This is a genomic window from Stenotrophomonas sp. STK16_22 (genome assembly GCF_051984505.1).
GTDB classification, from domain to species: domain Bacteria; phylum Pseudomonadota; class Gammaproteobacteria; order Xanthomonadales; family Xanthomonadaceae; genus Stenotrophomonas; species Stenotrophomonas maltophilia_A.
On sequence record NZ_CP196972.1, the window covers coordinates 2,836,165 to 2,852,399 of the forward strand.

The 16,235-nt window shown below is 60.1% G+C and carries 16 protein-coding genes; all 16 read right to left on the reverse strand.

Annotation, left to right across the window (positions count from 1 at the left end):
* Nucleotides 1–565 precede the first annotated feature (565 nt).
* Nucleotides 566–1,114, reverse strand: coding sequence for a DUF4189 domain-containing protein (locus tag ACSYAO_RS13200; RefSeq protein ID WP_080356529.1), 549 nt, complete (start codon nt 1,112–1,114; stop codon nt 566–568).
* Nucleotides 1,115–1,432: 318 nt separating this feature from the next.
* Entirely contained in the window at nt 1,433–1,594 is a 162-nt protein-coding gene (locus ACSYAO_RS13205; protein WP_010484874.1) for a hypothetical protein, read from the reverse strand.
* A 42-nt stretch (nt 1,595–1,636) separates the two neighbouring features.
* Entirely contained in the window at nt 1,637–2,185 is a 549-nt protein-coding gene (locus ACSYAO_RS13210; protein WP_080356582.1) for a DUF4189 domain-containing protein, read from the reverse strand.
* A 322-nt stretch (nt 2,186–2,507) separates the two neighbouring features.
* On the reverse strand, nt 2,508–3,047 hold the full coding sequence (locus tag ACSYAO_RS13215) for a DUF4189 domain-containing protein (RefSeq protein ID WP_080356581.1): 540 nt from the start codon (nt 3,045–3,047) through the stop codon (nt 2,508–2,510).
* Nucleotides 3,048–3,086: 39 nt separating this feature from the next.
* Nucleotides 3,087–4,232, reverse strand: coding sequence for a type IV secretion system protein (locus ACSYAO_RS13220; RefSeq protein ID WP_010484868.1), 1,146 nt, complete (start codon nt 4,230–4,232; stop codon nt 3,087–3,089).
* A 61-nt stretch (nt 4,233–4,293) separates the two neighbouring features.
* Nucleotides 4,294–5,145 carry a hypothetical protein gene (locus ACSYAO_RS13225; RefSeq protein WP_010484866.1) on the reverse strand — a complete coding sequence of 284 codons (852 nt, stop codon included), beginning with the start codon at nt 5,143–5,145 and terminating at the stop codon, nt 4,294–4,296.
* Nucleotides 5,142–7,589: a VirB4 family type IV secretion/conjugal transfer ATPase gene (locus ACSYAO_RS13230; RefSeq protein ID WP_049463038.1), complete on the reverse strand. Its 2,448-nt coding sequence runs from the start codon at nt 7,587–7,589 to the stop codon at nt 5,142–5,144. The genes ACSYAO_RS13225 and ACSYAO_RS13230 overlap by 4 nt, the downstream gene beginning before the upstream one ends.
* 81 nt (nt 7,590–7,670) lie before the next feature.
* Nucleotides 7,671–7,979, reverse strand: coding sequence for a type IV secretion system protein VirB3 (locus tag ACSYAO_RS13235; RefSeq protein WP_080347493.1), 309 nt, complete (start codon nt 7,977–7,979; stop codon nt 7,671–7,673).
* Nucleotides 7,972–8,382, reverse strand: a complete 411-nt coding sequence (locus ACSYAO_RS13240; protein WP_010484857.1) for a TrbC/VirB2 family protein — start codon at nt 8,380–8,382, stop codon at nt 7,972–7,974. The genes ACSYAO_RS13235 and ACSYAO_RS13240 overlap by 8 nt, the downstream gene beginning before the upstream one ends.
* Before the next feature lie 73 nt (nt 8,383–8,455).
* Nucleotides 8,456–9,439, reverse strand: a complete 984-nt coding sequence (locus tag ACSYAO_RS13245) for a lytic transglycosylase domain-containing protein (RefSeq protein WP_049463037.1) — start codon at nt 9,437–9,439, stop codon at nt 8,456–8,458.
* Between the two features lie 3 nt (nt 9,440–9,442).
* Nucleotides 9,443–10,486 carry a P-type DNA transfer ATPase VirB11 gene (virB11, locus tag ACSYAO_RS13250; protein WP_049463036.1) on the reverse strand — a complete coding sequence of 348 codons (1,044 nt, stop codon included), beginning with the start codon at nt 10,484–10,486 and terminating at the stop codon, nt 9,443–9,445.
* A 14-nt stretch (nt 10,487–10,500) separates the two neighbouring features.
* Complete coding sequence (locus ACSYAO_RS13255; RefSeq protein WP_049463035.1) at nt 10,501–11,754, reverse strand: TrbI/VirB10 family protein; 1,254 nt, start codon at nt 11,752–11,754, stop codon at nt 10,501–10,503.
* Nucleotides 11,751–12,530 (reverse strand): TrbG/VirB9 family P-type conjugative transfer protein, encoded by a 780-nt coding sequence (locus tag ACSYAO_RS13260; protein WP_014037652.1) that lies wholly within the window; start codon nt 12,528–12,530, stop codon nt 11,751–11,753. The genes ACSYAO_RS13255 and ACSYAO_RS13260 overlap by 4 nt, the downstream gene beginning before the upstream one ends.
* A complete protein-coding gene (locus ACSYAO_RS13265) occupies nt 12,527–13,582 on the reverse strand; it encodes a virB8 family protein (protein ID WP_049463034.1) in 1,056 nt (351 codons plus the stop codon). Before ACSYAO_RS13265 ends, ACSYAO_RS13260 begins: the two co-directional genes overlap by 4 nt.
* Before the next feature lie 89 nt (nt 13,583–13,671).
* Complete coding sequence (locus ACSYAO_RS13270; protein WP_049422460.1) at nt 13,672–14,118, reverse strand: hypothetical protein; 447 nt, start codon at nt 14,116–14,118, stop codon at nt 13,672–13,674.
* A 427-nt stretch (nt 14,119–14,545) separates the two neighbouring features.
* Nucleotides 14,546–16,225 (reverse strand): type IV secretory system conjugative DNA transfer family protein, encoded by a 1,680-nt coding sequence (locus ACSYAO_RS13275; RefSeq protein WP_049463033.1) that lies wholly within the window; start codon nt 16,223–16,225, stop codon nt 14,546–14,548.
* Nucleotides 16,226–16,235: the final 10 nt, after the last annotated feature.

The following is a 16,235-nucleotide window of genomic DNA, read 5'->3' on the forward strand; positions in this document are numbered from 1 at the left end:
ATGGACGGGAAAGCTCCTGCAATCGTAGCGCCGAAGCGCCATTTTTCCGGCGCCAGGAGAGCTTAGCGCGAGGAGGTCGCTTGCGTCGAAGAGCGAAAGCTTGAAATGGCGCTACCAGTCACAGAATCGGGGACCGCATCCACGAAGCAAGACGGGCGCAGGCGGCGCAACACCCCAAAATCGCCTGTAGCTTCACATGCAGTTGTTGAATGCCAGAGGACAGGCTTTCGCATCGGCGTCGATACATTCTCCCACTGCCTTTTCCTCCGCCTCGGGCAGCGTCCGGCCGCGTACGCCTGATATCTCTTGAAAAGTGGAATAGCACACGCGACGTAGACGGATCTGCATTGTGCTCCCGCCGCAGCTCTGCAGTCGCGCAAGGCAGTCTAAGTTGCCCAGCTTACCGTACTAGCATTAACGTATTTCGTCCCAGTGAACATCAGCGCAGTAGAAGAGACTGATGAGACACATTCAGCCGGAAGTAGGCGCGCAGCATTTTATGCAGCGGCTCTCCAACGACAACATTCTTCGAGACTATACCAGCGTGCCCGCCGACACATTTACATCAAAATTCTTCAAAAATAGGTTTGGTACAGTTTTCATACAGCACCGCGCACTTCCCGCTCACATCATTCTTGCACTTGGAGTGCGCCATTATCAGCGCCATTTCCGGCGTAGCACCACGCCCCAGCGCCGACATTCCACGACCCGTCTTCCCACTTGGAATGACCCAAGCCACACACTGATTTCGATACGCCAAACTGACGGAGCAATCGGCGGCACCCGTTGAACTGCACTTCCGCAACGCCTCTTGCTCTGCCGCTAGCTGTGATCGAAGGCCGGTCGATGCTCCTGCGTCCTGAGTAGACCGGGACTCGGCGATTGCCCCCCAAGTCTTTATCCACCGCCCAGTCGGAGAGTTTGCGGGCAACTCGGAAATCCCGCCACTCGATGTGCTACTCGGTGCGCCACTTGGAATGGGGGCACAACCTCGGGCGCCCTGACCTCCAATCGGGTAGTACCCTGGCGGACAATTGCCTTCAGCAAAGGATTGATACGCCACGCCCAAGATCAAAGTACTGGCGAGAATCGCTTGCGATACAAGAATTTTCATCGCCCGCCACCTCCACCTTTATCGTGCATATCGAACTCGCTATGCAACGCTGCCATTCGCATTTCCTCTAACCCCAGACGATGGTGGCGGAGAGTCAAGGCACCCTGCAATCTCGGAGTGACTGCAGAACCTACACCCATCGGTTGAGATTCGTGAGTCGCCGGTGCGTTCGGCTTGTATTGCCCCCCCGCCCGTCGAACCCGGCGGCTGACCATTCGGGCCCGGCGATGCCGGTACTGCACTACCGCCAATCTGCGAATATGCCATGAAGCTGCCCAATGTTCCCTGGAAGAACATCGCCGCCATCGGGCGGCGCAGTCAGAGAATCAGCATGGTCAGGATCAGGCCCATGCCGCCTTGCTGCAGTGCCATGCTCGACATACCTTCGCTGAAATTCTCACCCATCAGCGTACCCGTCAACGTGCTTCCCCAAAAGGCGAACGCAACCTTGGACACCATCTTCATCGCGATGCCGGTCACATCAATGGACCGGAATATCAGGGCGCGACATAAGCCTGCAACTTAGAACTCATCAAATATCGGTTTACTGCAGTCCGAATAGATCTCTTCGCAATATCCCGGCTGATCATTCTTGCACATGGCTTGCGCGTTGAATTTTGCCCTTTCGGGCGTGGGACCAGATCCAATCCCGGCACGACCTGCGCCAGAACGCCCCCTTGGAATGACCCACGAGACACACTGATTTTGATACGTGAAGCTAACCGAACAATCAGCGGCACCAGCTGATCCGCATTTTGAAATTGCCTCACGAGAAGCCTCCTCCTTGGATCGCTTACCGACAGAGGTGCCCGCGTCCTGAGTCGTTTTCGATTCAGCAATCGCCCCCCATGTCTTGGTCCATCGCCCAGTAGGAGAGTTTGCGGGCAATTCGGAAATCCCGCCACTCGATGTGCTACTCGGTGCGCCACTTGGAATGGGGGCGCAACCTCGGGCGCCCTGACCTCCAATTGGATAATACCCTGGCGGACAATTGCCTTCAGCGAACGCAACTTCGGTCAATGAGACGAGAAGAAAGAAGAAAAGAATCACCCATTGCTTTGCTCCATTCATGAAACTGTCCTCACCCCCTTCTCATTGGACCAGCTAGACGGCACCGCGATTGACATTTCCTTCGTCTCATAGATCGACTCAGAACAAGCGGAACAGGCCGCTTTACATTGCACTCCATCAGAGCACATACCGCGCGAAGCCGGCAGCTCCAGTCGCTCGATGAAACACACACGGCGCTGCCGCTTGAGTCGTAACGCGGTACAGCACCACACGTGGCGCCCCTCACGCCCTATCGCTCGTAGAAGGCGAATCGCCAATAGCGCCCACCAGCGGCTATTTGGCATGGCAATTTCCGAGGCCATCAATTAACTATTTAAGAGAACTAGAACTCCTCAAAAATCGGTTTCGTGCAGTTGGCATAGAACTCCACACATTTTCCCGGCTGATCATTCCTGCACATTAACTGGGCCACAAATAGCGCTCGCTCCGGCGTGGGCCCACCACCCACTCCCGACTGCCCGCCCCCAGAACGCCCACTTGGAACGACCCAAGAAGCGCACTGATTAAAGTAGGCCAAATCGACCTTGCAGTCACGCGCTCCTCCCGATGCACACTTGGAAAGAGCCTCTTGCTCTGCCAGCTCTTTGGCTCTCTTTCCCGTCGACACTCCTGCGTCTTGAGTGTTCTTGGAAGACGCTATCGCCCCCCAGGTTCGCACCCACTTGCCAGTAGGACTGGCAAGCTGAATCTCCGCTGTGGTACCACCTCCACTAGCGGCCCCGGGTATAGGCGCACACCCCCGTGCCCCTTGCCCCCCAATCGGGTAGTAACCAGGAGGGCAATTACCTTCGGCAAAGGATTGATATGCCACGCCCAAGATCAAAGAACTGGCGAGAATCGCTTGCGATACAAGAATTTTCATCGCCCGCCAACTCCACCTTTATCATGCATATCGAACTCGCTATGCAACGCTGCCATTCGCATTTCCTCTAAGCCCAGACGATGGTGGCGGAGAGTCAAAGGCACCCTGCAATCTCGGAGTGACTGCAGAGCCTACACCCATCGGTTGAGATTCGTGAGTCGCCGGTGCGTTCGGCTTGTATTGTCCGCCTCCCGTCGAACCCGGCGGCTGACCATTCGGGCCCGGCGATGCCGGTACTGCACTACCGCCTATCTGCGAATATGCCATGAAGCTGCCCAATGTTCCCTGGAAGAACATCGCCGCCATTGGGGGCGCAGTCAGAATCAGCGTGGTCAGGATCAGGCCCATGCCGCCTTGCTGCAGTGCCATGCTCGACATACCTTCACTGAAATTCTGACCCATCAGCGTGCCCGTCAACGTGCTTCCCCAGAAGGCGAACGCAACCTTGGACACCATCTTCATCGCGATGCCGGTCATCGCTGCCAGAACCGCCATGGAGAACATCGTGCCTATGCCGTAGAGCAGCCACTTCTGGAACAGCTGCTTGGTCTGGTCAAACAGCAAGCACAGGATGAATAATGGCCCCAGGCCGATGAACAATGCCAGCGCGACCTCATACAGCAAAAGCATTGAGCCAGCCGTGACTGCCGGACCACCCGTGCCCATGCCAATGAACCACATGGCACGGGTCTTGGCGTTGTCCAGCGTCACGTCGCTCATCACGTCCAGCGCGTCAACGCTGGATAGCGCCAGCTGCATGTAGCCCAGGTTCTCATCGATCAGATCCTCCGGCGAGTCCTTCTTCCCGGTCACGACGTAAGTAATCTCGTTCTTCACGTCATTGATGAGAAAGCCATGCATCTCGCGACCGAACATACCCATGGTCGTGGCAACCGACACGATCAGCGCAGCCTTGGCCATGTTGGTCACGAGCACCATCATCGAATCGCGGCTGCGACCGGTGGCGATCCGGAAACCCTGAATCAGCACCCAGAGCGTCATGAGAGTCAGTGCAATGCCACCGACCCACGCCATCATGCGTCCAAGCAGCTTGACGCCGTACTCCGCGATTTCCTTATGCAGGTAATCGAGGATCAGCCGGAAGAACACAAAGTCACCAATTGAGGATGACGCGTGCAGATTCTGCAGCATGTGCAGGGGGCCTTGCCCCAACATGCCATCCATCAGCCCAAGATCCATAACTTCACCTAGAATGTGATTGCAGCTCGACCGGAGCAGCGTCTAATCAGTTGGAGAGCGCTGCCTTCAGTGCCGCGGCCTTCACTACGGTACCGAGAGGTGACTGACCGGTACCCTTCAATGCGCGCTGCGCAAGAATCTGCTGCATCTTGGTCAGCGCCTGAATCTGCTTGTCATACCCTTCAGTCTTCTTTTCCCAGGTCGCAAAATCCGCCTGCATATAGGCGTCAGAAACGACTGCATTCGCGGAGGCCTCTGCCATCGCACCCTCGCCGCTCCACAGATCGCGGATATCCTTGATCCTGTCCAGCACCTTGCGCATGTCGGGCATCGTCTTCTGCACAACTTCCACGGTCTCGTTGTACTTCTGATTCTCCATGACCTGGATTGCAGCGCAGATGTTGCGCTGCTGGGCGATGATGTCCCCACCCGGGCTCAAGTCCAACGCAGTGAGGATACCGCTCAGGCTCATGATATTGCCGGCGCCGCAGCGCTCGGCGACATTCCACTCAAGCGGAACCGGCTCCAGCTTCACGCCTTGAGGCATCAGTGGCGAGGCGATGATCTGATTGAACTTCGCCAGCTTCTGCGCCCAGTTCTGAGTTGTTTCCAGAAACCGTTGCGCCTGGGTACTGTACTCGAGCAAGGCTTCCCCCTGAGCGGCAAGCGTATGGACCTCAGTCAGCGTGCTGTTGAAGGTATTCAAGCCAACCTCAACCACCGGGATGGTGTATCCCTTCACGGGGAAGCTGAGCAATGCGGCGACGGAAATCGCCATGGCGGTGGAACGGAGCCGGGAGACTGCACTCGGCGTCTTGGCAGTACGGGCAGTGGTTTCCATGTTCTTCTCCATCGAATTCAAGGGGCTTGCTGCGTTCACGTCCGTTGCGACAGTCATGCTGCAACCTCCTTACTGTTGGATGCGGGCTTTCCGGAGCCCTTGCGGTTCTTGTAGAAATCTTCCAGCCACTGTTCCGGCGTCAGCTCATCCACCGTCACACGTGCACGCACGGCGGCGGTCTGCAGGACACGATGCATGATGTCGATGTTGTCGGTCGACGCCGAGATCACCGACAGGATGTCGTCCATGCCGCGCAGGTTGAGCTGGCAGACACTGGACGCATGACCCTGCTTGACCAGGAAGCAACGCGAGCGCTCGTCCAAGGCGGTAACCACATTGAACTCGGCCTCGGTCAACTTCAGGCCATCCATGTAGTCGCTCTTGCTGGCATTCGGGTTCGGCAGCAGGATCAGGGTAGCGGTCTGTTCGATCAGGGCGGCGGAGATATCACTCTTCAGCGCGTCCTCCGGGCTCTGTGTGGCAAAGATGCCGAGACCATTCTGCTTACGGATGGTCTTCTGCTTGTTCTTCGCGAACTCCTTCAGGCCACCCTCGCCATCCAGGATCTTCCAGAACTCGTCCATCACATAGATCAGCGGACGGCCGTCGATCAGCGACTCCAGGCGGTGCAGCAGGTAATTAATGACCGGCACGCGCACTTCAGGGTTGTCGATGATGTCGGTGTAGTCGAAGCCGATGATGTTGGCCTTGCTCAGGTCAACGGTATCCACGGGATTGTCGAACACCCAGCCCAGCGAATTGCCCGATATCCAACGGCGCATGCGCGCGTAGAGGCCATCGTCGCCCATGTTGGGCAGGCTCTTCTGGAAGTTGGTCATGCTGCGCAGATGCATCGGCGTATCGAGCATGCTTTCCACGGCGCGGTAGATGTCTTCTTCCTCGCGGGCGCTGTACTCGCGCTTGCCGGCCAGCACCTTGATCAGGTCGGCCAGGAACTGCACGTTGGCTTCGTTGTTCTCGCACTGGAACGGGTTGAAGCCGGTCGGCGCGCCGTTCTCCAGGGCCAGATAGTTACCTCCGCAGGCACGCACGAAGATCTCAGCACCGCGGTCCTTGTCGAAGAAGAAGATGGTCGGCGAGGGCTCGTACTTCTGCACCTGGCTGAGCAGGAAGTTGATCAGCGCGGTCTTACCGGTACCGGACTTGCCGATCACCATGGTGTTGGCGATCGCCTTCTCGCCCAGCGAGTTTTCCGACGGATGGGTCGCGTGGAAATTGAAGTAGTACGGCTGGCCGTTGGTGGTCTGCAACGTGGTGACGCAGTCGCCCCACGGATTGTTGTGCTGCTTGCCGGTGGCGAAGTTGTGCAGCGGCGACAGGCCCAGGAAGTTCAGCGAACTGACATTGGCCAGGCGAGTGCGGTAGCGCCAGTTACCCGGCAGCTGCGAATAGAAGGACGAGGTAACCGCCAGGTCTTCCTTGGTCGACACGAATCCGGCGTTGGATAGCTCGGCACGGGTCGAGGCGACGTTCTGCGAAAGCTTGGCCTGCGTGTCGCCGTAGACCGCCATGATGAAGTGGTATTCACCCAGCACGAAGTTGCCCGACGACAGCTGATCCATGGCCTGGTCGAGCTCGACGATCTGGCTGACCGCCTTGTCGCCGGAGGAGATCATCATGCCCTTGGTGCGGTCGAGCACCTTCAGCGCATCCTGACGCCCCATCGGGCTGAACGAATGGGTGATGACGTACTCGTAGTCCAGATATTTCAGACCGTTGAGGATGCCCGGATAGGTCCCCTCGGCATACTCCTTGATGTTCAGAATGGCGCCGTAGTGATTGGCACCATTCGGGGTATTGATCGCGAAATCGCCCGTCTTAGCCGAGAACATATGGCGGCTGACCGGCAGGTAATCCTTGATCGGTGCCGAAAGCACCGGCACCGGCTCGTCGATGCGATTGATCAGGTAGCCGAACAGCTCCAGCGTTTCCGAAAACACAACGCCATTCTTGGCTTCGTACATACCCAGTCGATACGGCGCGTAGTCGCGGATCACGGCCTCGACGTTGCCGGCCAGTTCCATCAACTTCTCTACCGCCTGCTCCTGCTCGGCGCGCAGCTTGTCCACGTTCGCCGACTTTTCGACGAAGCGTTTACCCGCCACCACCGGGCGGTAGATCATGGTCAGGTACAGCTCGTTCTGCATGATGCGCTGCGAGGACAGCATGCCCATGTACTGGTCGGACACGTCCTGGTTGAAGCGCTGCTTGTAGCTGCTCTTGCCCTTCAGCGTGCGGCGGCGACGGATGTCGTGCACCCAGAAAGCCACGTTGACAAAGTCCGGTGCGCGCAGGGTCTGCAGCAGGCGGTTGAACGTGTTGTGGCGATGCTCGAGCTCCCACTCCTCTCGGCCGACGAACGGCAGCCCTTCCAGATGCCAGGTCAGCAGGTAGTCGCCGCCCGTGGTCTTGACCACGTTCGGGGCGACATGCGACGACAACGGGATGAACTCACTGATGGAGGTGTCAGGACTGAACATACGACTGCTTCCAAAGAGGTACTGCCAAGGAGTTTCAAGAGACCTGGCGAGCGCGGACGCCCGCCAGGCCGGATCCGGACCTCAATCCATTCGGGCCGGCTTGTTGCGGTAGTGATTGGGGTTGAACACCCACATGCCATCGTGTTCCGGCACGTTGCGCACCTTCAGCTTGAACATCAGTCGCAGGCCCAGCAGGCGGAAGATCATTTCGTCACGCTTGGCCATGTGCCGCATGATGAAGATCGCCACCGGGATGGTGAGCAGGAACCAGAAGTTCGTGTACACACTGAGCAGCAACAGCCCGCCTGCCACCATGAAAAATGGCAGATAAGGCACGCCCAGGAACATCGCTGGGCGCGTGCAACCGCGGAACAGGACGTTCTTATGCACTGTAGTACTGAATCGCGTTGTTGATCAGGTAGTAGGTCGTGCTGGTGCCAGCACCGCACTTGCCGTCGCTGCCTTCACCCAGCAGCATGCGCGCGATCTGGCCGGCGGCACCGATCAGCACGCCACCGATCAGGATCGGCGCGACGTCGCTGATGCGCTTGTGAGCAAAAGCGATCTGGTAGCCGGCGAAGATCACCGCAATGGTCACCACGGCGATCGAGGCCATGTTCAGCAGGCCGTTGATGTTGGAGAAGAAACCGCAGACCTTCTTGTCGGTGCCGCCGAAGTCGGTGTTGGTAGCGAACACCTGCGGGGCGAACAGTGCGCCAACGAAGATCGTGGCCATCAGCAGGGTCTTCAGCGTGCGCTGGGCCTGGACGAGGTCGAGATTGGATCGCTTCATGGATTGATTTCCTTGTTGATGGACTAACACAACTGAATCGACCAGCCGGGGGACTGGCCGCACCACGACTTCGTCAGAACACGAAGGCCGCATCCCCTGCGGGAATCTGCTGCAACGGCGCAGCCTGCACCGGTGCATTGAATGAATTTTCGCCACCGGCCACAGGCTGGTTGCGCTCGCTCCAGGGCCGCAGCATCACGGGCCCCTCGCTGCCGGCGCTGGCAGCGCCCGGCAACTGCTGCGGCATGGCCATTGTCTGCGCCGGACCCTGCTGAGGCAGCTGCTGAGGCAGGCCACCGGCCTGTTGCTGCGGATAGGCGGCCCCTTGGGTGGGCTGCGCCTGCGGCTGCATCATCCGATCCACCGAGCCCAGTACCACTTTGGAAAGCGCCTGGTCGGCGATGTTCAGCAGGCTGCCCCGCGCCATTGCACCGGTGGACGGATACACGACATACGCACGTGCCGGATCTTCCGACGGCACGTACACCGGGCCACTCGCCTGCGCAACGATGCGCGCCTGCGCCGGCGAAGCGAGCTGCGGGTGATGCTCGACCTTCACGCTGCGGCGTTCGCCGCGACTCACCACGTCGATCGGTGCAACACCATTGCTGGCAAGCTGCTGCCCACGGCGCATCGAGTCATAGACCTTCTGCACATAACCATGACGGAAGCCGGTCTCGAAATTGCCCGAGTAGTAGCAGCTGAACGACTTGCCCCAGTCACCACCGGAGCGCTTGTAGCACTCGGCGAGGATGCGCGAACCGGCCTGCAGGTTCGGGCACTGCTGGAAGGCCTTCTCGTAGGAATCCAGACCGTACTTGCCGAGGTTGTAGCGATTGACCTGGGCCAGGCCAATGGAGAAGTTGTAGCCCTTCTCCTCCAGCATGCGAACGGTGGCCAGCGCCTCGTCCAGGGCCTTGGGCTGGCGCACCAAGGCACCGCCGACCACGCCGATGGCGTAAGGGTTGCGCGACGATTCCACGTTGATGACGTGCTGCATCACGTCCATCGAGACGGCCATTTCCGGGCACGCCATCATTTCCAGTCCTGGCAGCATTGGTCAGCCCTCCTGCCCCTGGGCACGCCCAGGATTGAAATCAATACCGGTGATATAGCGCGAGCCTGCGTGCGCCTTGATATGCACGACGATGTCGATGGTCATCATCAGCAGTCGCTTGATCACGTTGAATTCCAGGCCCGAACCTTCGGTCGAGGCCTTGACCATCAGCGCCAGCTGATCCCAGGTCTGCTCCGGGCTGCCGGCATGGCAACTGGTGATCGAGCCCGGATGGCCCGATGCGCAGTTGCGGATGAAGTAGAACGCCTCGTCACCGCGCAGCTCGGCCAGGATGATGCGCTCGGGTTTCATGCGCAGACAGGCTTCCATGCAGCTCTTTGCGCTGACATTGCTGGTGCTCTGCCCCCCCTTGGAGTACAGCAGGTGCACCACATTGGGTTGGGTCAGAAACAGCTCGCGCGCATCCTCGATCGTGACCAGGCGTTCGTTGTCGGGGATATGATTGACCAGCGCTTTCATGAAGGTGGTCTTGCCGCTGCCGGTCGCACCGGATACCACGATGTTCTTGCGGTACATGACCGCACGCCGGAAGAACTCGGCGTACTCGCGCTGCTGGCGCAGCTCCAGCAGCTCGCGATCCTGCTCGCTCAGACTGCCATCCTGTTCCAGAATCTGGTTGAAGAAACCATCCTCGTGGTACTGGGTGAGCGACTTGGTGTGCTTGGACGGCAGGCGGATAGTGATCGAAACCTTGCCGGCATCGCAGGCAGGCGGAATTACGAACTGCGCACGCTGCCCGGTCGGGAAGGTCAGCGAGACGACCGGATCAGCATCGGTGATGCGCTGGCCGGTATTGCTCTCATTGACGACGGCCGTGCAGAACTGCCGGGCCCGCTCGAAGGTCAGGCTCGGCACGTCTACCCGCTGCCACCCCGCCCGGGTTTCCAGGTACAGCTCACCGGGACGGTTGATGCAGATTTCCGTCACTTCCGGGGAAGTCATGTACTCGGCGATGCCCAGCACTTCGTACTGATAGCGCAGGAAATCGCTGGAGACGAGGGCGAGGGGTGACACTTCGGCGTCCATGATCGTTCGTTGGGTTACCGGCGGGGGTGGAGCACGTTGGTGAAGTCGACGTCCTTGGCGACGTAGACGTTCACGATCGTGCCCTGGTTGATGGTGACTGTCGGCGGACGACGGTTGCTGCTGAGTGCCTCGTTGGCCAGGCGCTCCATCGTGCGTGCGGTAGCACTCTCATAGGGCGACTGCACCGTCATGCCGTTGTTGGCGATGGTGGTCGTCTCCGGACCGTGTTCGGCAGCCGCGTACTTGAAGGCATCGGAAATCAGGCTGATCATCAGCGCCGAGGCGATACGGCTGCCCCAGTGCGCGCTGTACTGGCCCGGATGACCGGCGCCGCCCAGCTGATCCACGCCCGGGCTGGACATCGCAACATCGATGCCATTGGGGGTGGTGATGCGATCCCAGATCACTTCCACGCGCTTGCCGATCGGACCACCGCCGTAGGCGCCATAGATCTTGGAGCCCTTGGGCAGCAGCAGGTTGCGACCGTTGATCGAGTACACCGGCTCGGTCAGCAGGCACGACGTGTAGCCGGCCAGATCGGTGATGATGCGGGTTTCCAGCACGCACCGCAGGTAGGTGCCGCGCACCAGCAGCGCATCGGGGCTCTGGATGTAGGTGGCACTGGAAACGTCTTCCACATCCGGCCCACGGCGGATCTTCTGCTGCCCCTGCTGGTTGGGCATCATGTTCGCAAGCAGCGCCTGGCGGGTCTGTTCGTCGAGCGCACTGCGCTGCGGTTGCGCGCGATTGCCTGCCGCAAGCGCGGCATCATCCACGCCAGCCATCCGGCGCTCGACCAGCGTCGGCTCACGGGGTCCCATGGCTTCCGGCCGGGATGCGATGGGCACCAGCTTCGGACCTTCGTCCTGTGGCATCGGCGGAAGCATGGGAATCGGTTCGGCGGCAGTCGGCGGCGCCTGCGGAGGCGGCGCAACGTCCGGCAATGTCGGCGTGCTGGCACGTGCGACATCCGGCACCTTCTGCACGGCGTCATCACTATCCTGGCCCTTGCGGAACAGCAGGAAGCCCATTGCCATCAGCAGCAGCACGATGCCGCCGAGGAACAGCAGGGCCTTGCGATTCAACCGCTGCTCTTCGGCCGAGCGCAGCTGCGGCGCGGCCGCATCAAGGTCCGGCGCTGGCTCGGCCTGGGCCGTGCCGAAGTAGGGATTCGACGGCGCGTCCGGGGCACCCTGTGCGCCATACGGGCTCTGGCTCTCGTCGCGTCCGTTGTTCGGGTCGTTTCCGGGAGTGTTCTGCTGGCTCATTTCTTCACGTTCCTTCGCAGGCCGACGACGAAGTCGCCGTGGCGGATGACCAGGTACGGGTGCGTCCCGTGCACGATCAGCGTATTGCCTTCAACCGTGGTGTTGACCACGAAGTCTTCACCGTATTCCGTTTCGCGACCGAAAACCGCCGGGAAGATGCCGGTCTTGTACTCCGGCGAATTCGGCAGTTTCAGATAGGTGAAACGACCATCGTCATAGGCGTTGACCGGGATCAGCCATCCCATCTTCTTCGCCTTGCTGGTCGAATAGGAGTAGTTGAAGTTGTACTGGCGGTCCTTGGCCAGTTCAGAGCTCAACAATGGCTTGGCCTCTTCTTCGACCGCTTCCTGGGCGACGCCGAACACGGTGTCGTTCGGATAGACGAAGGCGATCTTGTACTGCACGCCTGCACGACGCGCCTGTTCCAGCTGGCGCCAGTCAGTGGCTACCACCTTCAGCTCGAAGATGTAGGAGTGGGTCTCGGTGCGCACCATCATGTTGGTGTCCACGTCGACGTTCTTCGGCTTGAGGTAGAACACGTTCTCGCGGCGGGTCAGCTCCCAGCCGCTGCTGAAGCCGGTGCTGTAGTCGAGGATCTTCTCGTTCGGGCTCAACTCGATCTGGGTGGTCAGGCCCAGGCCGGTGCGAACCGGATAGATGCGGTCCTTCTCGTACTCGTAGTGGTCCACCGCCTGCGCCATGGCTGCTGCTGAAAACAACAGCGACAACATCGACAGCAGCGCCAGCGCGCTTCCCCTGATATTTCGACTACTCATCGGTTGCTTGCTCCATCAGCAGTTCCGGTGGAATTGTTCTGCGCCGGCCTCATGGCCGGCTGTCCGGGCATGGCGTGCCCCGGCGTTACTTGCCCCTGCACCGGCTGACCCGGCATGGGTTGACCCTGTACGGGCTGGCCCGGCATCGCCTGACCCGGCACCTGGCCGTTGACCGGAGCCGCGACCGGTTGGCCGGTGGCAGGATCGATCATCGTGGCCGCAGCCGGATTGTTCGGATCGTAGACGCCCTGTGCCTGCTGCGCGGCCTGTGCAGCCTGCTGCGCCTGCGCCTGCATGGCGCCGTCATCCGGCACCGGGACGCCACGGGAATAGTCGTTGTCGACGCGATACTCGGTGACCTGGAAGGCCAGCGGATTGAGGATACGATCCTGCTCGGACAGCGCGAGGTTCTGGTTGTAGCCGAAGCGCATCGTCACCAGCTGATTGTCCAGGTAGGTGGCAACGCCAGTGCGCTTGTCCAACAGGCTGCGCTGGATGCGCACCGACGCACCGCGGAAGCTGCCGTTCGCTTCGGCGCCCAGCGGCGTGATGCTGAGGATCTTGACCCGGATGGCGCGTTCGCGGCCATACATCACGAACGGGTTCTGCGGGTTGTTGCCGGCATAGCGCACGCGCATGGACTGCGCCACCGGATCGGTGGACATCACGAACACCAGTTCCCAATCGCGCAGGCCCATCACCGCCGAGTCGTACGACTCGCGCGCCAGTACGTACTGGGCCACATTGCTGCGATTGATCGCTTCGTTGCTGGTAATCGTCTCGCCCTGGAAGGTCCCGCTCAGGCGTGCGACCGTCGCGGTACCCGTGTACGCATCGGCCATCACCAGGAACGGCACCTTCTCCTTCAGCGGCAGCATGTAGTAGTAGCCGCCCGCCAGTGCGAGCGACATCAGCAACGAGCCCGTGGCGACCCACCAGGCACGGCGCTCGCTGCGACGCGCCATGTCGGCCACGGTGATCTCGTAGCTGACCGCCTTGGCGACCGACTGCTCGACCTTGGGACTGTTGCCGGGATCCTTCTTGCGGAACATGGATTCTTCCGTACTGCTGAAACATCAATGGGCATGGAGCCCCTGCGACAGGCGCGGGGAGCGGCACGTTCGATGGTTTCGAGGTGGACTCAGGTGCCGCTGTTGGAATCAGCGCTCTGCGCCGACGCGGTGGGCGTCGAGCCAGCGCTCTGCACAACGATCTGGTTGCCAACAATGGAGACGGAGATGCCTTGCGCCGAATACGCCGAAGTCAGATCGATCACGGCCTGCTGCGCATTGGTGGTGTCGATCTTCGAGACCGCGCCATACAGCGTGAAGTCCGAGCTGAGGCGGTAGTCCAGTGTTCGTCCGGAATCCTTGGCCCAGCGCTCGAGCATGGCTTTGAGCGTTCCATCCATCGGCGAGGCCTGGTAGACGTAGCTGGAATACAGCGGGATCTCGGTCGTCGCCACGGCAAAGCGGTTGACCGGCTTCCAGCGCCCACCGAAATCGGGGGCGGACTTGGTGGCACACCCTGCCACCATCAGCGCCGCGACTGCGGCGATGGAGATTTTCGCGATAAACGCCTGATTCATACGGGCTTCACTTTGACGTACGAAAAAGCAGTCCCGAGCGTTGGTTCCCTGGCCGTCCGGCGCTGCATGGCGCACGCCGGAATCGGGGAGACGCGCTGGCATGCAGCACACCTGCCCCGGCTCCCCTGCAGCCCGAAAGCTGCCAACCAGGTCGCGGGGCCGCCAGACGTTGCCGACGACACACCCGCACACCCTCACCAACGTCGAAACCATCCTTGTTTCCATGGCACAAACTCCTGGCCACCCTGCGTTACAACTTTTGGCATCCAGCACACACTTCTGGATGACGCACACAGAGTTACACAACCACGCGTCAATTCCATGTCAGACAAGTCTGAAAATCTATGAACAGATGCCGAATTTTTGACTCATCTCACGGTTTCACGTCGGTGAATATGAATCTACGTCACAAATTTAGCGACGTGAATTAGACGTTAAGCATCGGAACGTCGACCTTCGGCAGCAGCCGCGATGTGAAATAGCGATCCTTGTAATAGCGGATCTTGTCGCACTTCACCGGATGCGGTATGCCCTCGTAGAGGAATACTTCCTTGTCCGGCCCCATCGCCTTCAGCTCCTGCGGCAGCATCAGTGCACGCCGCTCTTCGGTGAAGTTGTGGGTCTTCTCACGGGCATGGGTGACGTTCTTCTTGCGGACGGTGGTGTAGCCCAGCATGTCCGAGTAGTCGTTGGCGTCCTGCTGCTCGCGCGGCGCGTACAGGATCTGCAGTGCGTGGTTGGTGATGATCGTGCGTGACACTTCCCGGCCGTAGGTGGCATCAAGCTGGGACATGCTCTGGATGATCGGCAGCAGGCGGATGTTGTAACCGGCCATGTAGGACACCGCCGAGGCGATGATCTCGACCTTGCCGATCGAGGTGAATTCGTCCATCAACAGCAGGCACTGGTACTTCAGGTCCGGGTTGGACTTGGGCAGTTCCTTGGTGTTGAGGTTGATCAACTGGCTGAAGAACAGGTTGATGATCAATCGGCTCTCGGCCAGCTTGTTGGGCTGGATGCCGATGTAGATGGTCATCTTCTTCCTGCGGACATCGGTCAGCAGGAAGTCGTTGCTGCTGGTGGCCTTGTCCAGCACCGGATTGATCCAGGGATTGAGCGGCTCCTTGAAGGTGCCCAGGATCGAGGCGAAGGTCTCATCGGCCTGGGACAGCATGTTGGCGAATGCCGAACGTGCGTTGCCACTGAGGAACGACCGCTCCGACAAGGCCTTGAGGTACTTCTTCAGATCGGTGCCGTCGCCCGATGACAACCGGTAGACAGCGCCCAGCGTCGGCGTGCCCGAGCCGCCCGGGAATCCGCTGCTGCGCTCGTCATCCCAGTTCTCGAACAGATACAGGGTGAAGGCCATGAACGCATTGCGCGCCTGGCTGACCCAGAATTTCTGGTCCTCGGCCCCGTCCGGATACAACATCGCGGCGATGCTCATCAGGTCCGAGACACGGAACGCCGGGTCATCGGAAACATAGCTGAGCGGGTTCCAGCGGTGCGTGCGCCGATCTTCGGCGAAAGGATTGAACAGGTAGATCTCCTGCCCTTGGCTGGCACGCCAGCCGCTGGTCAGGTCGAAGTTCTCCTGCTTGATGTCCAGCACCACCAGCGATTCGCCGTACTCCAGCAGGTTCGGAATGACCACGCCCACGCCCTTGCCCGAGCGGGTGGGCGCTGCAAGGATCACGAACTGCTGGCCGTCCAGCCGCACCAGCTTGCCGCCATGGCTGCCAACCACGATGCTCTGGCCGGTCTTCTTGAACATGCCGTGCTTGGACAGGTCGGCGCCGGTGGCAAAGCGCGCGTCGCCGTGCAACGAGCGCTTGTCCTTCTTCAGCAGCAGCACCAGGCCGGTCACCAGCAGCACCAGCAGCGGCAGGCCGAAGCCGAGATAACCGGCCCACTTGATCTTGCCCACGAACGGCGCGACCTGCGGCTGGCCAATGGCGTGGTAATACTGGTAGTACGTGTTCCAGGTGAACAGCTTGGTGTCCAACCCCAGCAACAACAGGGTCAGGTAACCGGAAAACACGAAACCAAGCAGCAGGGTCGCCAGCGTGATGATGGCGATGAGCAGATACTTCTTACTGGGCAACACCCGGATCCTC